The sequence below is a fragment of the Crassaminicella indica genome, assembly GCF_019203185.1.
GTDB lineage: Bacteria > Bacillota > Clostridia > Peptostreptococcales > Thermotaleaceae > Crassaminicella > Crassaminicella indica.
In genome coordinates this window covers 1,875,844-1,895,885 of sequence record NZ_CP078093.1, presented here as the reverse complement: position 1 = coordinate 1,895,885, position 20,042 = coordinate 1,875,844, and the positions used below count along the sequence as shown (strand labels likewise).

At 28.2% G+C, this 20,042-nt stretch carries 22 protein-coding genes; 5 read left to right on the top strand and 17 right to left on the bottom strand.

Translation table 11 applies throughout. The annotated features are described in order from the left end of the window. Positions 1-73: 73 nt before the first annotated feature. On the bottom strand, positions 74-1,993 hold the full coding sequence (locus KVH43_RS08850) for a PrkA family serine protein kinase (RefSeq protein WP_218284126.1): 1,920 nt from the start codon (positions 1,991-1,993) through the stop codon (positions 74-76). A gap of 250 nt (positions 1,994-2,243) precedes the next feature. Between KVH43_RS08850 and KVH43_RS13445 the strand changes: the two genes are divergently transcribed. Next, positions 2,244-2,498: a KTSC domain-containing protein gene (locus KVH43_RS13445; RefSeq protein ID WP_420829630.1), complete on the top strand. Its 255-nt coding sequence runs from the start codon at positions 2,244-2,246 to the stop codon at positions 2,496-2,498. A gap of 52 nt (positions 2,499-2,550) precedes the next feature. Here KVH43_RS13445 and KVH43_RS08840 read toward each other — a convergent pair whose 3' ends face one another. Continuing rightward, complete coding sequence (locus tag KVH43_RS08840; protein WP_218282187.1) at positions 2,551-3,747, bottom strand: dicarboxylate/amino acid:cation symporter; 1,197 nt, start codon at positions 3,745-3,747, stop codon at positions 2,551-2,553. Between the two features lie 619 nt (positions 3,748-4,366). On the opposite strand from KVH43_RS08840, the gene KVH43_RS13275 reads away from it, so the two are divergent. Beyond that, entirely contained in the window at positions 4,367-4,489 is a 123-nt protein-coding gene (locus KVH43_RS13275; protein ID WP_255547722.1) for a hypothetical protein, read from the top strand. Between the two features lie 109 nt (positions 4,490-4,598). On the opposite strand, the gene KVH43_RS08835 is transcribed toward KVH43_RS13275, so the two are convergent. Beyond that, entirely contained in the window at positions 4,599-4,769 is a 171-nt protein-coding gene (locus KVH43_RS08835) for a 4Fe-4S binding protein (RefSeq protein WP_218282186.1), read from the bottom strand. Between the two features lie 203 nt (positions 4,770-4,972). Between KVH43_RS08835 and KVH43_RS13270 the strand changes: the two genes are divergently transcribed. Beyond that, the gene (locus tag KVH43_RS13270) at positions 4,973-5,101 is read left to right on the top strand and encodes a hypothetical protein (RefSeq protein ID WP_255547721.1); all 129 of its coding nucleotides are present in this window, start codon (positions 4,973-4,975) and stop codon (positions 5,099-5,101) included. Positions 5,102-5,214: 113 nt separating this feature from the next. Here KVH43_RS13270 and KVH43_RS08830 read toward each other — a convergent pair whose 3' ends face one another. From KVH43_RS08830 to KVH43_RS08795, 9 genes are all read right to left on the bottom strand, one after another. Continuing rightward, a complete protein-coding gene (locus tag KVH43_RS08830) occupies positions 5,215-5,889 on the bottom strand; it encodes a response regulator transcription factor (protein ID WP_218282185.1) in 675 nt (224 codons plus the stop codon). A 69-nt stretch (positions 5,890-5,958) separates the two neighbouring features. Then, positions 5,959-7,848: an ABC transporter permease gene (locus tag KVH43_RS08825; protein WP_218282184.1), complete on the bottom strand. Its 1,890-nt coding sequence runs from the start codon at positions 7,846-7,848 to the stop codon at positions 5,959-5,961. Continuing rightward, positions 7,835-8,599 carry an ABC transporter ATP-binding protein gene (locus KVH43_RS08820; protein WP_218282183.1) on the bottom strand — a complete coding sequence of 255 codons (765 nt, stop codon included), beginning with the start codon at positions 8,597-8,599 and terminating at the stop codon, positions 7,835-7,837. The genes KVH43_RS08825 and KVH43_RS08820 overlap by 14 nt, the downstream gene beginning before the upstream one ends. 158 nt (positions 8,600-8,757) lie before the next feature. Next, complete coding sequence (locus KVH43_RS08815) at positions 8,758-9,591, bottom strand: 4Fe-4S binding protein (RefSeq protein ID WP_218282182.1); 834 nt, start codon at positions 9,589-9,591, stop codon at positions 8,758-8,760. A 1-nt stretch (position 9,592) separates the two neighbouring features. Beyond that, on the bottom strand, positions 9,593-9,727 hold the full coding sequence (locus KVH43_RS13265; RefSeq protein WP_255547720.1) for a CD1871A family CXXC motif-containing protein: 135 nt from the start codon (positions 9,725-9,727) through the stop codon (positions 9,593-9,595). Positions 9,728-9,736: 9 nt separating this feature from the next. Then, positions 9,737-10,051, bottom strand: a complete 315-nt coding sequence (locus tag KVH43_RS08810; RefSeq protein ID WP_338028377.1) for a TlpA family protein disulfide reductase — start codon at positions 10,049-10,051, stop codon at positions 9,737-9,739. A 9-nt stretch (positions 10,052-10,060) separates the two neighbouring features. Continuing rightward, positions 10,061-10,264 (bottom strand): thioredoxin domain-containing protein, encoded by a 204-nt coding sequence (locus KVH43_RS08805; RefSeq protein WP_218282180.1) that lies wholly within the window; start codon positions 10,262-10,264, stop codon positions 10,061-10,063. A gap of 94 nt (positions 10,265-10,358) precedes the next feature. Next, on the bottom strand, positions 10,359-11,393 hold the full coding sequence (locus tag KVH43_RS08800) for a sensor histidine kinase (protein ID WP_218282179.1): 1,035 nt from the start codon (positions 11,391-11,393) through the stop codon (positions 10,359-10,361). A gap of 118 nt (positions 11,394-11,511) precedes the next feature. After that, complete coding sequence (locus KVH43_RS08795; RefSeq protein ID WP_218282178.1) at positions 11,512-12,426, bottom strand: RluA family pseudouridine synthase; 915 nt, start codon at positions 12,424-12,426, stop codon at positions 11,512-11,514. A gap of 397 nt (positions 12,427-12,823) precedes the next feature. Between KVH43_RS08795 and KVH43_RS08790 the strand changes: the two genes are divergently transcribed. After that, positions 12,824-14,017: an RNA-guided endonuclease InsQ/TnpB family protein gene (locus tag KVH43_RS08790; protein WP_218282177.1), complete on the top strand. Its 1,194-nt coding sequence runs from the start codon at positions 12,824-12,826 to the stop codon at positions 14,015-14,017. Between the two features lie 163 nt (positions 14,018-14,180). After that, positions 14,181-14,993 (top strand): NAD(+)/NADH kinase, encoded by an 813-nt coding sequence (locus tag KVH43_RS08785; RefSeq protein ID WP_218282176.1) that lies wholly within the window; start codon positions 14,181-14,183, stop codon positions 14,991-14,993. A gap of 32 nt (positions 14,994-15,025) precedes the next feature. On the opposite strand, the gene KVH43_RS08780 is transcribed toward KVH43_RS08785, so the two are convergent. The 5 genes from KVH43_RS08780 to KVH43_RS08760 all read right to left on the bottom strand — a co-directional run bounded on the left by KVH43_RS08780 (position 15,026) and on the right by KVH43_RS08760 (position 19,964). After that, positions 15,026-16,303, bottom strand: coding sequence for a dicarboxylate/amino acid:cation symporter (locus KVH43_RS08780; protein ID WP_218282175.1), 1,278 nt, complete (start codon positions 16,301-16,303; stop codon positions 15,026-15,028). A 164-nt stretch (positions 16,304-16,467) separates the two neighbouring features. Further along, the gene (locus KVH43_RS08775) at positions 16,468-17,370 is read right to left on the bottom strand and encodes a response regulator (protein WP_218282174.1); all 903 of its coding nucleotides are present in this window, start codon (positions 17,368-17,370) and stop codon (positions 16,468-16,470) included. A 1-nt stretch (position 17,371) separates the two neighbouring features. Then, entirely contained in the window at positions 17,372-18,643 is a 1,272-nt protein-coding gene (locus KVH43_RS08770; protein WP_218282173.1) for an ATP-binding protein, read from the bottom strand. A gap of 12 nt (positions 18,644-18,655) precedes the next feature. Further along, positions 18,656-19,216, bottom strand: coding sequence for a hypothetical protein (locus tag KVH43_RS08765; RefSeq protein WP_218282172.1), 561 nt, complete (start codon positions 19,214-19,216; stop codon positions 18,656-18,658). Positions 19,217-19,331: 115 nt separating this feature from the next. After that, on the bottom strand, positions 19,332-19,964 hold the full coding sequence (locus KVH43_RS08760; RefSeq protein ID WP_218282171.1) for a hypothetical protein: 633 nt from the start codon (positions 19,962-19,964) through the stop codon (positions 19,332-19,334). Positions 19,965-20,042 lie beyond the last annotated feature (78 nt).

Below are 20,042 nucleotides of genomic sequence, written 5' to 3'. Positions count from 1 at the left end.
TCACCTCCGTATTAGTATAAAAATTAATGATATAGACATACATTTTTAAGCATGTATGTCTATATATTAAGCTTTAATCCTTCCATAAATTATTGGCAGCATATTTCAAAATAACATTGCAGCAGTGATCACAATATCCATTTCTCTTCATTTCTTCTACCATAGCATCATATTTTTTATTCTGTTCCTTATCTCTTACCTTTGTACGGGTAATAACTCTACTCAATTCCTTTACGGAAGCTGTAAGCTTCTTCTCAATAGCTTCCTTTAAAGGTTCATAGCACTTATAATCAATCTTACTTTTACTTCTCATCAAATAAAACATATAAGAAGTTACATCTTGTCTAAAGCCTTTTGCTGCTCCACTAGAAATACCAATTTGTTCCTCAATGGATCTTAAGAATTTTTCATCAGGCTCTAACTCTTCACCTGTGCTTCTGTCTTTAATTTTTGTCTTATTGACATAGCTTTCGGCATGGTCTAAATAATTATTAAATAAATCCTCTGCTTGCTCGTTATATCCATGAATAAATGCTTTTGTTACTTCTTTTTCAAGAATATTATGGTACTCTTTTTTTATAATATTTTGAATAAAATTCAAATATTTTTTCTTTTCCTCGTCACTAATAGATAATTCCTTTACTGATTTTACCAAAACCTCAAGAACTAAAATAGGATGTATACAATCATGCTCTGATTCTACTAATGCAGTATCTATTGCCTTCATAATAAATCTAGTTGATATTCCTGTCATTCCTTCTCTATTTGATTCTTCACGAAGCTCTAATATATCTACTTTTTTTGTACTACCCTTTTCTACAATTTCTTCTCCATTATAAATTTTTAATTTTGTTAAAGGATCAACTTTATTTGAAGGAGCAAGCCTTGTCAGTATAGCAAACATAGAAGCCACTTCTATTGTATGCGGTGCAATATGTGCTTTAAAATTGCTGTTTTTAAGAATCTTTTCATAGATTTTCACTTCTTCATTTAATTCAAGGCAGTAAGGAATCTCTATCTTAACAATTCTATCTAGAATTGCTTCATTTGTATGATCTGCTTTAAACTTATTCCATTCTGCTTCATTAGAATGTGCTAAAATAATGCCATCAAAATAAATCATAGCCCCCTTTCCAGGAGACGGAATGCTTTTTTCTTGGGTTGCAGTAATCATCGTATGAAGATACTCTACCTCATTTTTAAATACCTCTATAAACTCTACAATCCCTCTATTTCCAACATTAAATGCTCCATTTAAAGACAATACCCTCGGATCGTCTTCAGGATATAGATCTAGTTTTGATATATCTACAGAACCTGTCAAAACAGAAGTATCCTGATTATTTGGGTCAACAGGAGGAACTACACCTATTCCTTTTCTTGAGCGAATACTAAAATCTACCGTTTCAATAGGAATTCTTTCAAATTCACCATTGTATTCATGCTTTAACCTATATCTACAAATAGGACATAAATCTCCTTCAATTTTTACACCTAACAATTCTTCAAATTGATCTCTTAAATGCTTTGGTACAAGATGAAGAGGTTCTTCCCTCATTGGACATCCCTTTATTGCATATACAGGTGGACCTTGCTCTAATGCTCTTTTTAACGCTTCCATGAGTGATGATTTGCCTGCTCCTACAGGACCTACTAGATAAAGCACCTGTCTAGATTCTTCACCTTTCATAGCTGCTGTATGAAAATACCTTACTATTTTCATAATACTCTTATCTATACCAAAAAAATTATCCTTAAAAAAATTATATTTTTTGATCAATTCATTGCCATATATCCTTCTCAATCTTGGATTTTCTTCTGTATTGATTACTTCTACTCCCTTTTCCATAATTCTTTCATACATTCTTTGATGTGCTAACATACATACAGAAGGATTTTCTTTCAAAATTTCAAGATAGTCTAGAAATGTTCCTTCAAAATGCTGCTTTTTCCTTTCTTCTCTATCCTTCTTAATAATTACAGAAAAATCCATCATAAACTCTTGAAGCCCCCCTTTTCTAGAAAACACAATGCATTATAAAAAACTTTTCATTTCCTGATCTTATAGACAAAATATTGCTTGTAATAATATGTATGTTACCAATTTCTATTTTAAAACTATAATATAGAGAAATAACATCAACATTAAAGCTGTACTTCATAATTTTTTTCTTAACAATAACAACTTTCTACATTTTTTTAAATAAGCATTTAGTATAATTTACTTGTACCATTTTATTTCAATGTGTCTTTTCAATAAAAATTTAGACAAAGGAGAGAATGGAATGACAAAAGTAAAGGTACATTCAAACGTTATTGAATCTATAGGCTATGATCCTACTAATCAAATATTAGAAATAACATTTATTTCTGGTGAAACCTATCAACACCGAGGTGTTCCCCAATCTATTTATAATAATTTAATCCATTCATCTGATATTGGATATTACTTGCATTATCATGTTCGAAATACGTATCCATACAAACGCATCCATTGATTCTGAAAATAACAAAACAGGGCTAAATTTCTAACCCTGTTTTATTATTTTTCTAAGCATTTTCTGCCTTTTGTAAAGTAGTATTATTTTTTTTTCTAATAAGCTTATCTACAATCAGTGCAATAGCACCATCACCTGTAACATTTGCAGCTGTACCAAAGCTATCCTGTGCAAAGTGCAATGCAATCATAAGAGTTTGCTGTGCTCCTGTAAATCCAAGCATTCCTTCAAGCAGCCCTAATGCTGCCATTACTCCTCCACCTGGTATTCCCGGTGCTGCTACCATTGTAACTCCAAGCATAAGAATAAATGGAAGCATCATTGAAAATGTTGGAACAGTTCCAGCAATCATCATCACACCCATAGATAACAATACCAATGTAATTGTATCCCCTGCTAAATGGATAGTAGCACATAGTGGAACAACAAAGTCAACAACATCTTCCGCTATTCCATTTTTTCTTGCACTTTGCATTGTAATTGGAATTGTTGCTGCTGAAGACTGTGTACCAATTGCTGTAAAATATGCAGGAAGCATATTTTTAATACATACAGCAGGACTTTTCTTTGTAAACATCCAAGCAACTATATATTGCAAAAGCACATATATGATTTGTAATGGAATAATAATTGCAAATACTGTTGAGAATGCTTTGATTGTTACAAATATTTCTCCTGTAGTTGTTAATTTTGCCATAATCCCTGCAACATGTATTGGAATAAAAGGAATAATTACATTTTTAATCACTAATTCTACAATACTTTGAAAATCAGATAAAGCACCTTTTAAATCCTTTCCTTTGATACTTGCCATTCCTACACCTAGTACAAAAGCTAATACTAAAGCAGTCATAACACCCATTATCGGTGGCATTTCTATTGTAAAATATGGAGATAAATCAATATTTGATTTACCTGCTGTTTCTCCAACTTTTATCACTTTAGATAATATACTAGAACCAGCAACATAAGCAAATGTTCCAGCAATGATGGTTGAGCTATAAGCAAACAACGCTGTAATACCTAACATTTTACCAGCAGACTTCCCTAAATCAGCAATACCTGGTGCTACAAATCCAATAATAATACATGGAATAATGAATTTTAGAAAATTTCCGAATATACCACTAAATGTACTTAATAACCTTACTGGTATATACATTTCTATAGATTTTGAAATCAATCCAATAATAATACCAAAAATGATTCCTAAAAGCAGCTTTGGGAGTAATCCCATTTTCTTTTGCATAATTCCTTCCTCCTTAGTCTCTTTTATCTTATTCAAAACAATTAATAAAGATACTATGTAGTATAAAGTAATTTTTATTATTTTTCAATACTTTTTAGCAAATTTGTTTATAAATAAAATACATTTGTTTTTTGTATGAATACACAAAATGAATAAATATTTATTTTTCATAATTTTCAGTTTTATAAGGATATAAAAATATTAAAGCCAAAAACCAGAAAATTTCTCAATTTTACATAATATCATTATCTAATTATTTTTAATAAATATCATATTATCTGTAACATATATCTTGTATCTTACATAATCTATATTAGAAAAAGGACAAGAAAATACAATATTACATATCTAATAAAGGAGGGATTAAATAATGGCTGACGGAAGATTTGGTTTATTTAATAGTCGAGATGAATTATTATTATTCTTCTTGCTTTTAGTAGTATTATTCTGTGGTCCTTGCTCTTGTGGCCGTTATTAAAAAAAAGAATTGGGATTTTCCCAATTCTATACATATAAATACCTAATTTCGTAACATATATGTTTCTACCTGCATACTTTATATTAGGACAAAAACAAAACAGATTCAATAAATACATATTTATTAAGGAGGTGTAAATAGATGTCTAATAGTCAATGTGGTGGAATTGGTGGAATCTTTGGTGGCTGTGATAGCAGTTTATTGTTTTTCTTCTTGTTATTAGTAATATTATTCTGTAATTTTTGTGGTTTTGGAAGATATTAGAAAGAATTGGGATTTTCCCAATTCTCCTTACATAATTTTTCTGTCAGCCATCTGTTATTACACCTTCTTTAAGATCAGGAGAAATCCTGATCTACATATTTAATACTTTTTATTTTATAACGATAGCTTTTGATGGACAAGCCACCACGCAAGAACGGCATTTTATGCATCTAAACATATCTACCATTATCAAATCCTTTTCTTCAATAGCACCAACTGGACATATTTCAATACACATTCTACACCTACTGCATTTACTTTGATCTATACTTATAACCATAACAAACTCCTCCTATCTATTAGAATATGATAACCTTTTTTAAGTGTTCATTTATCCCACAACATCAATGCTATTATTTGTTATTCCATATTTGAATGAATAGTCCTTCAAAATTTTGGAACATATAGCTTGTAACTTACATACTTTGTATTAGAACAAAAGAAAAGAATTTGAAATGATTATCATAAAGGAGGCATAATATTATGGCAGATGCTCAATGTGGTGGAATTGGTGGAATCTTTGGTGGCTGTGATAGCAGTTTATTGTTTTTCTTCTTGTTGCTAGTAGTATTGTTCTGCTGTCCATACTTCGGTAGAGGATACAACTGTTAATAAAAGATACAACTCTTATCACTCAGCTTATAGAGCCCTTTTGGGCTCTATTTTTGATTTTTATAAGTTATTTTATATTTCTGCTATTTATAAAATAAAGTATTTTTACTTACCTATATTATAATATAACCTTTACCTTTTTTAGTTTTAATAAAATCCTCAATCCCTATTTCTTCAAGCTTTTTTCTAAGCCTATTAATATTTACAGTTAATGTATTATCATCTACGAAGCTTTCATCTTCCCATAAACTTTTCATGATCTTTTCTCTACTTACAACACTACCTGCATTTTTCATTAATATATATATAATTTTAAATTCATTTCTAGTAAGTTCAATTTGTCTTCCTTTATACAAAATACAATTATCCTTTATATTTAAAAAAACATCCTTATACTCTACAATATCACTTTCTGCATCCATATAAGAATACGTCCTTCTAAGTACAGCATTAATTTTTGCAACTAAAACATCTATCGAAAAAGGTTTATTGATAAAATCATCTCCACCCATATTAATAGCCATAATAATATCCATATTTGTATTTCTAGAAGATATAAAAATTATAGGTACCTTTGATAATTTTCTTATTTGAGAACACCAGTAAAACCCATCATATAAAGGAAGATTAATATCCATCAATATTAAATGAGGTTTATACTTGCTAAAAATATTCAAAACATCAGAAAAATCTTCTACAACTTCGACATCAAAAGACCATTTTATCAAATTTTCCTTTACAATCTGTGCTATTTTCAAATCATCTTCAACTATCATAATTTTAAACATATTAATCCTCCATCAATATATAATAATCTAATTATATTATACCTTAAATCGATAAAAAACTGCCTATTATTAGACAGTTTTTGAATTTACAATTTTATTATATGAATTTATTGTCAATAAATAATATCCCAAATAAATTAGTATATAGCCACCTATAGTTAAAATTGCAGGGCTTATCATATTAAGATTAAATAATTTATAATTCATAACAATAGCAACTAAACTATGTGCTATTCCTACAGTCAATGGAAGCCCAAATATTACACCCATTTGCTTTGCAATAGATACTTTTATTTCCTTCTTACTAACTCCTATATTCTTTAATATTAAGTATCTTCCCTTTTCCTCATTAGCCTCTGTTAACTGTTTAAAATAAATAACACTACCACTAGCAATCAAAAATACTAATCCTAAGAAAACTCCGATAAATAAAAGCATTCCCATAAGTATCAAAGCACTTATGCTTTCTAAACAATAACTCAACTCAACATCAGCTGGCACAGCTTTTATAATCTCCTTTGTCAATTCTTTACTGTCTAATTCATTTTTGACCTTATATCCCTTTATTCTATCAATATTGCTTTTATCATAAAATTTGTTATAAATATTATCTTTAACAACAAAAGTCGATTCGATTTTATATCTATTCATAGCATAATACTGCTTATGATCTACAACTTTAAATTCTTGCTTTTTATTTTCTGATAACAACTCTACCAATTTTCCTGTAGCAATTTTTTCTTTAGATCTATAATATTTTAATAATACAACTTCATTATCATTGCCTAAATGTATTCTATCTTTTAAACCTCTTATTTTAGCGATTTTATTGAATTTACTTTCTGATATTAAATAAGCTTTTCCTGATTTATTGTCATTAACCTTTGCATAAACTTTAATAAATTCTTCTTCTACTGAATCTATCAATTTATTTTTTGGATATTTAGCTATAATATTTTCAACTTTTTCATCTATAATCTCACTATTAGTAATGTATGAATATGAAAAAGGATGTGAAATAGAATTTTCCTTTGATACAGTATAATATAAAGTATATGTTATTCCTATAGATGTCAATGTAACTGCGCTGAGTATAGCTATTATAGAAAGTGTTCTTGAATTACTTTTTATTCTATATACAATCTGATTTATCCCTATTATATTAATTCCTTTATAATATCTCCTTTTATTTTTCTTTAATACCTTCATAGCAAAAATTAAAAAATAATTAAAAAACATAAATGTTCCAACAACAGATGTTACAAGAACAGTACCTGTACTCACTAAAAAAGTTTTTGTTGTAACATTAAGTCCTACTACATAACCTACTCCTATAATTAATATTGAAATCAAAGCCATAATTACTGATGATTTAGGCTCTTTTTCTGCAATATTTTCTGCTTTAAAAAGTTCAATAAGACTAAATTTATAAATTATTGTATATCCATATACAGATGTAATCAAAAATAACACTCCAAAAGTAACAATAGTATTTAAAACTGCATCAAAGCTCACTGTAAATTTTACTTCTACTAAAAAATTCATAAATTTAAACAATATCATTATAAATAGCTTACAAAATATACTTCCTAGCAATAGACCTATACCTAAAGCCATTATTCCCATTATTACATTTTCATAAAATAACATTTTTCCGATTTGCTTTTTCTTAACTCCCAACAACGAATAAATACCTATTTCTTTTTTCCTTTTCTTCATAAAAAAAGAAGTTGAATACCATATAAAAATCAATGAAAATATAGCTATCAATATAGATGAAAATTTAAACAATACTAAAATTTTATATTCTCCTTCAAGAAATTTTAAAATTTGTTCATTAAATCTAATAGAAACAAATGTAAAATATATAATTACATTAAATACTATTGACATAAAATATATAAAATAATTTCGAAAATTTCTCTTTATATTTTTAATACAAATATTAAATAAGGTCATTGCTATTCCCTCCCAAAACTGCTAAAACATCAAGTATTTTATTGAAAAATTCCTTCCTGCTTTCTCCTTTTACAAGCTCTGTAAATAATGTCCCATCTTTTATAAATAATATCCTCTTGCAATAGCTTGCTGCAAAAGCATCATGTGTTACCATCATTATAGTAGCTTTATTTTTTTCATTTAGATCACTTAAAGCTTGTAACAGCTCTGCTGATGATTTAGAATCAAGAGCTCCAGTAGGTTCATCAGCAAGTATAAGCTTAGGCTCATTAATAATCGCTCTAGCAGATGCTGTTCTTTGCTTTTGTCCACCTGAAATCTCATATGGATATTTGTTTAATATATCAGCTATTCCTAAGTTATTTGCTATTTCAGTTACCTTTCTCTCAATTGTTTTTGGATTTACCTTAGCAAGAGCTAATGGAAGTAATATATTTTCTTTAACAGTTAGAGTATCAAGCAAATTAAAATCTTGAAATATAAAACCTAAATTATCTCTTCTAAATAAAGATAATTTTTCTTCATTAAATTTTAATATATTCTCTCCATTTATAGTTATAGTACCTGATGTTGGACTATCTATAGTTGATATTATATTTAAAAGAGTACTCTTTCCTGCTCCAGATGGTCCCATTATACCGACAAATTCTCCTTCTCTTATTTGTAAGCTTATTCCACGAAGTGCAGTATAAACATTTCCTTTTGAGCCGTATACCTTCTTTAAATCTTTAGCATCTAAAACAACTCTCATTGATATTACCTCCTATGAGTTTATTTTTTATTATTCTTTAATGCTATTTTACATAAATCAATTGCTTAAAACCATTTATTTAACTAACAAAATATCATATACAGCTTACAATTTTGTCACCTTTTATATATAAAAAAAAGGAGCTCAAACGAGACCCCTTATCTATTCTTTAAACTAAATTGACTTTTTATTGCATTATGAGGACAACTATCGATACATTCCCCACATCTTATACATTCTAAGCTATTTGGATTTTTATAAACTTCAATATCTAACTTGCATTTTTTACTACAAGCTCCGCACTGTGTACACTTATTCAAATCTATATTCAATCTATATATACTAATAGGATTAAATAATGAATATATCGCACCTAACGGACATATAAATCTACAAAATGGTCTAAACACCACTATAGACAATATGACAATTACAATTAATAATGTTAACTTCCACGCAAATAAAAAACCAACTGCTGATCTTAATGATTCATTTAAAATAACGAGAGGTATTCCCCCTTCAATAGTTCCAACAGGACATATATATTTACAAAATGTTGGAGATCCTATACCTATATCATCAACCCAAAGCATAGGTAATAAAATTACAAATACAATCAATATTACATACTTTAAATATTTCAATTTTTGAAGATTTTTACTAACCTTAAATTTTGGAGAAGGTATCTTATAAAGTAATTCCTCAATAAAACCAAAAGGGCACAACCATCCGCATACAAATCTCCCCAATAAGCCTCCTATTAACATAAGAAAACCAACTACATAAAATGAAAATTTATATTTTATATCAGATATAATCGCTTGTAATGACCCTATAGGACATGATCCTAACGCTCCTGGACAAGAATAGCAATTAAGTCCCGGTACACATATTTTTTTCAAATCTCCTTTGTAAATACTTCCTTTTAAAAAACCTTTAAAATAACCATTTATCCCTATACTAGTCATTATCTGAACTAATCTTCTTTTCATCTTAACCAATCCCTATACACTCCAAGCATATATTTATCGCTTTTATAAATACCCTTCCTACTTCCCCTCTATATATACCTACTCCAATAAAAATAGCTCCTACAATAAATATCATCTCTCTTATTCTGTTTTTCATATCATTCACCTATTTTACGTTTTTTAAAGCTTCTTCTATTATTTCTTTATATCCTTCTTTATCCCTTGATCCAATTACTGGTTCACCAATTATTTCACCATTGCTATTTACAAATATAGTTGTCGGCACTGCATTTATTTTATTTAAAAAATCATCTACAAATTTATCATTTGGTATAATATTTTTAAATGTCACATCACTTTTTCTTAAAACGTCTAATACAACTATTTCATTATCAATACCATCAGCAACAATCCCTATTACATTTACTCCTTGCTCTTTCATCTCAGTATATAATGCCTGAACCTCAGGCATCTCTTCTATACACGCACCTCAGCCAGTTGCCCAAATATTTACCATTGTAAGCTTATTATCTTTAAATATTTCATTATTAACATCTTTATCATTTACATCTTTTAGTTCAAATTCTGGCATAGCTTTTAAATCATTTAAAGATACTTCTTCTTTTTTTTCTCCACAGCCTACAATACTTATACCTATAATAAATATAAGTATAAAACTAATAAATTTCCTCATATTTTCACTCCTTTACAAAATAAACTACTTTTACATTTTATACGATTTATTTGATTTTAACAATTCATTTATCTTACAAAACAAAATATTAATCTTACGATTTTGTAACAGTAAAATAATCTATAAGCTTAGGAAAATGAATTATAACTTTTGTATATTCTTTAAATTTTGACTCTACAGTTATATCATGTCCCAATTTTATCGCTAATCTCTTTGATAAATAAAGTCCCATTCCCGTAGACTTATAACTCTTTCTCCCATTATATCCAGTAAATCCTCTATCAAATATTCTTGATATATCTTCTTTTTTTATTCCTATTCCATTATCTTCAATCACAAGCCTCTTTTCTTTTCCATCTTTTTCAATGTTAATTTTTATATATCCATCTTCACTTGTATACTTCAATGAATTATCTATAATTTGATTTATAATAAATATTAACCATTTCTTATCAGTATTTACGCTCATATTTATATCTTCAATATTAATTTTAATCCTTTTATTTATAAATGTCTTAGCATGTTTTTTTATAACTTCTTTTACAACTTTTTCTATATTTATTTCATTTATCAAATAATCCTTTGAAAAATCATCTAATCTTGAATAATACAGTGCTTGTTCCACATAATTTTCTATTTTATCTATTTCTTCTTCTAAACTATCTAATATTTCTTCTTTAGATTTTGACATGCTATTCTCTATAATAAGCCTACTTACTGAAATAGGAGTTTTTATTTCATGTACCCACGAAGTCATGAATTCCAAATTTTCCTTTTTTTCTTCATGTAATTTATCTATTTTTTCATTTTGCTGATTATAAATATTAATTAAAAGTTCATTATACAAGCTATGTACATAATTATTAGGATTAGGTAAACAATTTATTATATCTTCTTTTCTATTTTTTAAAATATAATTTATATCTTCATAATACCTCTTATATACTAAATATTCTCCTATCAAATAAAATAAAAGCAAAACAATAGAAACAAAATTTATATACAATATATTATTAATACTTACCTTTACGGTTATATCTAAATATATTACCAATGATATAAAAGTCATTAAAATAATATAAAATAAAATTAAATATTTTTTATCCAATATATATTTTTTAAAATTCATGGTAACAATACACCTCTTGTATTATAATTGTTAGCTGTTGATTATATTAACACAAGTCAAAGTTCATATTTTTTCATCTATTCAAGCACAAAGAATTGGGAAACTTCTCCCAATTCTTTTATCTTAACTTCTCAATAAGCTGTTTTATATCTTTTGGTATAGGGGCTGTTACTTCTATCAGTTCATTTGTTCTCGGCTGATAAAAAATTAATTTTTCTGCGTGTAGTGCTTGTCTTTTTATAAGTTTTTCATCTACATAACCATATAGCTCATCACCAATCAAAGGATATCCAATATGTGACATATGTACACGAATCTGATGAGTTCTTCCTGTTTCTAATTTTACCCTAATCACCGTTGCATCATCTAAACGATCAATCACTTCATAATGCGTAATAGATGGCTGCCCTTGAGCATAAACCTTCCTTTGAATATTATCTGGGTCGGGTCTTCCAATAGGCTCATCAATAGTTCCTTTATGCTCTTTGATAACCCCCTTTACTACAGATAGATATATTTTTTCCACCTTATTTTCCTGCATTTGCTTTGACAGCTCTTGTTGAGCATATGGATTTTTTGCAATTATAATAAGTCCTGAAGTATCTCTATCTAATCTGTTTACAAATCTTATTTTAAAGCTTTCACCCTTCTTTATCATATAATTGATAAGAGCATTTGCCATAGTACCTGTAGGATGTCGTCTTGTAGGATGTACAACAATTCCAGGCTGTTTATTAACAATAAGTAAGTCAACATCTTCATATACTACTTCTACTGGTATATCTTCAGGCTCAAATTGATTTGGTTCTTCTTCCATAATAACTTCAACAATATCTCCTCTTCGTAAAATAGCATGAAATGAAATACGATTGCCATTGACCCTTATATTTTTCTTTCTTTTTGCCTTTCTTACTAATCTACTTGATAATCTCATCTGATCATACAATACCTCTTTTAAGGATAATCCTGAATGTTCTTCATCTACATAAAATGTTAGTACATCTGAACGAATTTCACTCTCTTCTCTTTTCAATCAATTCACCTACTATCTTAAAATGTCTATTTTTTATTATATTGTCTTATTATATTTCCGTCAATTTCAAATCTTTTTCTAATACTAATATTTCCTTGTCTAAAACTTTTAGACTACTTTTCTTTTATTTTACCAATAATCTTTATATGATCTTTATTCTTTTATAAAAATAATGGATATGTTAAAATGTACTAAATAATAAAGAAGGTGACTTTAACAGTTGATAAAAATATATAAAAATCTATTGAACGATTTGCACATCTATGGTGTTATAATATCAGAGGTGATATTAATGTATTCAAAATGACAATAGTTCATGTTTTTTCTGCTAGGCTTTATGGTAGTAGAGGTTATAAGCAAAAGAAAATAAAAAAAGTGGTAAAGGAGATTTTTGAAGATGGGATTCAAGAAGAAAAATGAAAATAGTATTGTATTATGCAAAAAAATTCAAATACACCCTACAAAAGAGCAAATAGCAGATATAGAAAGAGATAGTTTTTTATGTAAACTCCTTTATAATACTTATTTAGCTCAAAGAAAAGAATATTATACTTGTTACAATAAAAACATGAAAATGACAGAACAGAGAAGTCAAATTAAGCTACTACGTGAGCAAAATACAGATTATGCAAAAGTATATGCAAAATATCTTCATGCAGTTTGTATGGATCTAGCAGTAGATTATGATAATTGTGTTAAAAAAAGAAGTAGAGGAGAAAAAACTAGACTTCCTCGATATAAGGATAAAGATTATTTTTATCCACTTAAAACACCTAAGCAATATGTGAAAATAAAAGAAGATAGAATTAAATTAGGTTTTTATGAAATAAAAGTAGATGTTAATGAAATACCAACAAATTATGGAGAGGTTTGGATTATTAAAGTTAGAAACAAATATTTAATTTCTGTGTCTTATGAAGTTAACAAAAAAGAAAACAACAAAAGTAATATTTTGGCAATAGATTTAGGGATTTCTAAATTTGCAACAGGTATAAATCAAAATGGAGAAGTTATTGAAATTATAAACCCAAGATATGATAAGTATTGGAATAAAAAAATAGATGAAGTAAGGTCAATGAGAGATACAAAGAAAAAGGGTAGTGGAAGATATAAAAAGTTAACTAAGGCTTTAAAAAGATTATATGAGAAAAGAAAGAAACAACAAGAGCATTTTATTCATACTATAACAAAATATTTAGTCTTAAATAATAAAGAATTAATTCTTGGAGATTTATCACAAGAGCAAATGATTAAAAAATCAAATTTAACAAAATTAAACAGAAGTATAAAAGAAAATTGGGGGTTAGGTAAATTCAAGACATTTTTAACATACAAGGCAAAATTGCATGATGTTAAAGTGGTTTATATAAATGAAGCTTATACCTCTAAAACTTGTTCAAATTGTGGTAATCGAAAGAGCATGGAATTATCAAAAAGAGTTTATAAGTGTACGTGTGGTATGACATTAGATAGGGATATTAATTCAAGCATCAACATTTTTAATAAACACAATAAAAATAAAACATTGAATTATAAGAATATAAATCAAGTAACTACTCTACATTTTCATTTTGGAAAATTAGTTGCTTGATTTTAAGAAAGGAAGTGAACAAAAGTACCGTTGGCTTGCGGTATAGCATTGTAGAGAAATGCTATTATGTACACTAATATTGTAAAAATATTGAGTGTATGAATAAAATCTATAATTTATATATATTTATTAAGATTTTTATAGATCTTATAAAGCTGATATCATGAGCAATATTAAAACACGTATAGTAAATGTCGTATCTAACAATCGTCCTATTTCTAAAGAAACTAGTAGAGTTTTAAAACACAAGCTTGAAAAAAATGGATTCTTCGTACCAGAAGAATTTGACCAAAACGCAGATTTAATTATATGCATTGGAGGAGACGGTTCCTTTCTTCGCACATTACATGAAAACAATTTTCCTGATATGCCGATTATCGGTATCAATACAGGACACTTAGGTTTCTTTCAGGAGTTATCACCATATCAATTAGATGAATTTATTTTTCGTTATGAAAAAGGCGATTATATTATACAAGAGCTTCATCCTGTTGAAGCTCTTGTATGTACAAAAACTCACTGTATTGAAATAATTGGAATAAATGAAATAGCTATAAAAGGAGACAAATCCAGAACTATTCATCTTAATATTTCATTAGATGATAGTTTTTTAGAGAAATTTAGTGGAGATGGTGTTTTAGTCGCAACCCCTACAGGAAGTACTGCTTATAATTATTCTCTAGGTGGAAGTATTGTAGATCCAAGACTTAATCTATTGCAAATAACTCCTATAGCACCTATTACTACTACTGCTTATCGTTCTTTTACCTCTAGTATTATTGTACCTGAAAATTCTACTATAAAAATATTTCCTGAGTACACTTTTGAAAACTCTATCCTTATCATCACAGACGGTATGGAATACAAACACTATGAAATCGAAGAAATTCATTTAAAAATGTCCGACTTAAGACCTAAAATATTAAGATTAAAGGATTATGATTTTTGGAATAAGGTAAAAGAAAAATTCTTATAATAAAAAGGAGATGACTTCTCATCCCCTTTTTATTATTCAATTACCTTTTCTTTTACTTCTGAATTATATATAGCCTCATTAAATTCTCCTTCAGATTTTGCAATAATTACTGTACACATAGCATCTCCAGTAATATTAATAGCTGTTCTACACATATCTAAAATTCTATCTATACCTATAATCATAGCAATTCCTTCTATTGGTAATCCTACTGCTTGAAGCACCATAGAAAGCATAATCAATCCAACTCCTGGAACCCCTGCTGTTCCTACTGAAGCAAGTGTTGCTGTTAATATAACTGTCAATATATTCCCCATTGTCAAATCAATTCCATAAAGCTGTGAAATAAATATAGTTGCAGCTCCTTGCATAATAGCAGTTCCATCCATATTGATCGTTGCACCTAGAGGAATTGTAAAGGATGCTATACTCTTATCTACCCCAAGCTTTTCTTCAACAGTTTCTAATGTTACAGGCAAAGTAGCGCTTGAACTTGCAGTTGAAAATGCAACACCCATAGCAGGCCAGAATTTTTTAAAGAATTTAATTGGATTCAATCTTGTAAATCCTACTAATAATCCTGTATAAGTAAAGCCTGCATGTAGTACTAATGCAAATAATACACAGAACATATATTTTGCTAGAGGCTTCATAGCTGAAAATCCTAATCCTGAGAAAGTCTTAGCAATCAAACAAAATACACCAGCAGGTGCTAAAAGCATAACAAACTCAACCATTTTCATCATCAAGTCATTCATTTTATCAAATGCATCTTTCACAGATTGAAGTTTTGTTCCTAATGCTGCAATTCCTGTACCCATTAAAATTGCAAACACTATAATTTGTAGCATTTTTCCATTCGCCATTGCTGAAATAGGATTTGTCGGTACCATATCTATGACTACATCTACCAAAGGCTTACTTTCCTTAATTGTTGGTTCTGTTTTCACTAGAGCTGACATATCTAGTCCAACCCCTGGTTGAACAAATGTTGAAAGAGCTATTGCAATAGAAATAGCAATTGCTGTTGTTACAAGATAAAATCCAATGGTTTTGCTTCCAACTCTACCAAGTTTTTTAATATCAGAAATAGATGCAGCACCATTGACTAAAGAAATAAATACCAATGGTACAACCATCATCTTAATAGCATTTAAGAATACTTTTCCTACAAGTGTAAATACACCTCCTACTAAAATATTATCACGTAAATAAGATGGTCCCATTTTGTTAAGAATAAGACCTGTAATAAGACCTAAAATTAATCCGATAAATATTTTGGTTGTTAAACCCATTTTTTTATTACTCATACATATCCTCCTTTTTCTTTTTATTTATCTATTGTAATCATATATACCTCCCTACAGAATCCAACAGCTTCCTACGAAATAATACTCACACCATCTTGCATATTATTGAATTATCTAATTATTGACAGTAATAAAAATCAAAGCTTTAAAAGCTTTGACTCTTTTTAAAATACATTTTTCAATTCAACAATAATTCCTTCAATAAATTTTTTAATACTAATTTTCCCACCATAATTTGATTTCCCTCTAGCAAAATCCATTTGTTTTCTTACTTCCTTAAAATCAAATAATGTATTTGAATATCTTATAAAAAATTCATTTCCATAGTCTTCAATTCCCATATTTGCGATATTTTTCAATGCTTTATTTATTGCTCTTCTAATCCTCTGCTCTATAGCACCTATATTACATGAAGTTTTGTGATCATTCTGGTATCTTTTATTTAACATTTTATATAATTCTGATAATTTTCGGTTTAATAATCCATTTTTTTCTGTATCTTCCTGTTTCAAAATTAATAAAAGTAGCTCAACAAGATCATTACTTCCAGCTTCTCCAAGAATCCCTAACTGGGAAAGCACCTTCTTAATACGATCCCTTTCTGAAACAGTCGGTATCTTTATATTACTTTTATAATCTTTTAACATGCTCATATTATGAAAAGCCTGTTCAAAAGAGCTTATCACTTCGTGCATGTTTAATTTTTCTTTTACTTTGTTGATAATAGATATGACTTCCACAACATTAATAGGCTTATTTATAAAAAATTCTATCCCCATAGTATATGCTTTTGATATCATCTCTTTTGATGTTACTTGTGAAATCATAATAAAGTTTACAGCACACTTCATTTTTTTTATTTCTGTCACAATACTAATTCCATCTAACCCTGGAAGTAATAAATCTACCAATACAATATGAGGATCTAATGCCTGAATATCCTTTATTGCATCTTTCCCATTGTCTGCTTCTCCTATTACAATTCCTAAATCATACTGGATAATAATATTTTTTAAAACTCTTCTAACTCCTTTATCATCATCTATAATATAAAATCTATGATTCACTTTACATCTTCCCTTGTATCATTGTTTTCATTGGAATAATTACAGTAAAAATAGTTTTTTTGTTTTTTTCTGATTCCACATGAATTTTTCCATTAAAATGATTTTCAATAATATGCTTCACATGCGTCAACCCTATTCCTGTTGACATTTCTCCAGTTTTCATATTAAATTTCGTAGAAAACCCTGGTTCAAAAATTAAATCCATATCCTCTATTTCTATACCACTACCATTATCTATAACCTGAAAAACACAATTATCTCCATCTATTTTCTCTATGACAGTAATCACGCCAATGTCCTCTATTGCTTCTATTGCATTGATTATTAAATTATTCAATATGGAAATCAATGGATAAAATTGATTTGTTTTAAAATCATGTTTGTATTTAAGCCTAAGAATAATCTTTTTATCTTGCATATCAATAAGCTTTTGTGTACTCCCCTTAATAATAGTAAGAATCTCTTCTATACTCATATATAGGCTATCATTTTCTTCCTTTAATGTTTTTTCTATTCCTGTAACCACACGAATATAATCCTTTTTTATTTCATGTATATCCTTCGCTATCAGCAAAGCATGATCTCTTAAAGTAGATTCCCGAAGTTTTTCATATAGTTCATAACTTTTATTCATAGCATTTTCAATATCAATAGTGGATTTTCTTAAAAAAAACAACTCTGCTTTTAAATTTGCAATAAGCATAATTAGCTCTCTATATTTCTTTTCTCTTTGTTCTCTATCATATCTGTCCTTGTAATAAAGAACCCCATGGTAAATATAAATAGTAAAAATCGCCCGAATCATTCCTATTAAAATAATAGCTAACGTCACTCTTTCAAAAGAATATGCACCCATTTCCTTTCTCAAAAAAACCTCTACCATATTTGAAATGCTATCACAAAACCATAAAGATGCTATAAACAAAATAGATTTATTCAATTTGTTTCTTATATCTAATATTTTGAATAATATCCCAAACAATATATAAAATATTCCTACAGGATAATAAATGGAGATTACTTCTTCAAAACCAACTTCTGGGTAAGATACCATATATACAAAAGATCGAAATACAAAAACACATATCCCTACAACATTTGTAGTAGTAATAATAGAAATGTTTTTAAAGTAGATTAGCAAAAGCGAAAGAACAATAACCCCTAAAGAAAACCGAAATGTTGTCGAAAAAGGACTTAAATAAATCTGCCCCATAAATACAGTTACAATAGAAATTGCAAATATCTTCTCTATTCTTTTTTTGCTCTTGATCAATATAACACCTTCTTAGATATCATAATGTAGAATAAGTTCAGTCCCTGTTGATTTTTCGTTTACAATAAGAAAATGACTAAAATGCAGTTCACAATACTCTACTAATGCTTTCATATCACATTTACGCTCTTGTACTTCTAGTACATTCACATCAACTTCATCCCATCCAAAATAAGTTAATCTATTGACTGCATCCTTACCGATTAATTCTGCAGGAACAGAGCCAAATATATTCCCTCTTAGTACCTCATGGTTTTGCCAAAATCTATTATGTATATCTAATGCTTTTGCATCTTTCAATTCAGCAGTTCTTCTTTCAGCAAATTCTTCTAAATAAGTACCTTCATAATAATTTTTTCTTAATACAGGCTTATAAACAAAAGGAATTGTATTAATCTTTTCTAATTTTATCTCATAAGCTATTTTCTTTTTCTCTTCTAATTCAAGCTTTATATTTTTACAAGTTCGGATCATTTCATCTATCAATTTTTCTAACTGTAGTTTATTTCCTACTGCCTCTGCTCTCTCAATTTGATCTGCAATTTTTTTGATGTCCTTTGTGCTTCCTTTCATGAAAATCCCCTTCCAGAATATAGTACATATCTACTTTTTATTATAGCACTAAAGCATGAAAAAATGGCTATTTCGATCAAAAATTAGATATTGTTAGGAAAAAAGTCCCTAAAATCTATTTTAAAATCAATTCTTCAAATTTAGCATCTACTTCCCCTTGTGACCAGCTATTAAAAAATTTACCTGCCTTATAAAAATATAACTCTTTTGTATCTTGTATAAATTTCCAAACTCCTATCAAAAACTCATACTGCCCCTTTGATAATATTTCTTCAACAATACGGGTATTTTCATCATATAACTCTTCATAAATCTCTTTTAAGCTTTTATCATCTATCCTCATTTTATACGTATCGATTGCCATTGCCTTTAAAATCCAACTGTATTGATGCATCGCTCTAATCAAAAGCTTTCTGTAGTATTTCTCTTTTACAAATATAATCGTCTCTATGTCCTCTGTGATTTTATATCCTTTTTCAAAATTTGCAAATAACCATTGATTGATCGGTGTATATCCTTCTTTTTGAAAAGGGTTTATCAGTGCATTAATAATCTCTTTATCATCAACAGCTTCTAAAAAGCTATCTAGTATTTTTTCATCAAATTCTTTATCTAAATCTAGGTTATATAATAAGTCTTTAAATATTTCTTTATTGACCCATATCCAGTCCACAGCTTCAAAAGAAGCTATATGAAAAATTTTACTTAATAAAGTATTCGATATTTTTTCTAAAATATATTTTTTCAAATGATCACCACCATAAATATTTGCATTCCTAAAATAGTTTTATTAATATAAAACCTATTTTAACATACGCTTATGCAA

Bases quoted from the DNA above. Each gene is read 5' to 3' on its own strand.
- KVH43_RS13275 (WP_255547722.1), top strand. From the start codon at position 4,367: ATGTCTAATAGTCAATGTGGTGGAATTGGTGGAATCTTTGGTGGCTGT.
- KVH43_RS08825 (WP_218282184.1), bottom strand. From the start codon at position 7,848: ATGACCTTATTTAATATTTGTATTAAAAATATAAAGAGAAATTTTCGA.
- KVH43_RS08830 (WP_218282185.1), bottom strand. From the start codon at position 5,889: ATGTTTAAAATTATGATAGTTGAAGATGATTTGAAAATAGCACAGATT.
- KVH43_RS08780 (WP_218282175.1), bottom strand. From the start codon at position 16,303: ATGAGTAATAAAAAAATGGGTTTAACAACCAAAATATTTATCGGATTA.
- KVH43_RS13265 (WP_255547720.1), bottom strand. From the start codon at position 9,727: ATGAAAAACAGAATAAGAGAGATGATATTTATTGTAGGAGCTATTTTT.
- KVH43_RS08805 (WP_218282180.1), bottom strand. From the start codon at position 10,264: ATGAGGAAATTTATTAGTTTTATACTTATATTTATTATAGGTATAAGT.
- KVH43_RS08835 (WP_218282186.1), bottom strand. From the start codon at position 4,769: ATGGTTATAAGTATAGATCAAAGTAAATGCAGTAGGTGTAGAATGTGT.
- KVH43_RS08840 (WP_218282187.1), bottom strand. From the start codon at position 3,747: ATGCAAAAGAAAATGGGATTACTCCCAAAGCTGCTTTTAGGAATCATT.
- KVH43_RS08785 (WP_218282176.1), top strand. From the start codon at position 14,181: ATGAGCAATATTAAAACACGTATAGTAAATGTCGTATCTAACAATCGT.
- KVH43_RS13270 (WP_255547721.1), top strand. From the start codon at position 4,973: ATGGCAGATGCTCAATGTGGTGGAATTGGTGGAATCTTTGGTGGCTGT.
- KVH43_RS08820 (WP_218282183.1), bottom strand. From the start codon at position 8,599: ATGAGAGTTGTTTTAGATGCTAAAGATTTAAAGAAGGTATACGGCTCA.
- KVH43_RS08765 (WP_218282172.1), bottom strand. From the start codon at position 19,216: ATGAAAGGAAGCACAAAGGACATCAAAAAAATTGCAGATCAAATTGAG.
- KVH43_RS08790 (WP_218282177.1), top strand. From the start codon at position 12,824: ATGGGATTCAAGAAGAAAAATGAAAATAGTATTGTATTATGCAAAAAA.
- KVH43_RS08800 (WP_218282179.1), bottom strand. From the start codon at position 11,393: ATGAATTTTAAAAAATATATATTGGATAAAAAATATTTAATTTTATTT.
- KVH43_RS08815 (WP_218282182.1), bottom strand. From the start codon at position 9,591: ATGAAAAGAAGATTAGTTCAGATAATGACTAGTATAGGGATAAATGGT.
- KVH43_RS13445 (WP_420829630.1), top strand. From the start codon at position 2,244: ATGTGTCTTTTCAATAAAAATTTAGACAAAGGAGAGAATGGAATGACA.
- KVH43_RS08850 (WP_218284126.1), bottom strand. From the start codon at position 1,993: ATGGATTTTTCTGTAATTATTAAGAAGGATAGAGAAGAAAGGAAAAAG.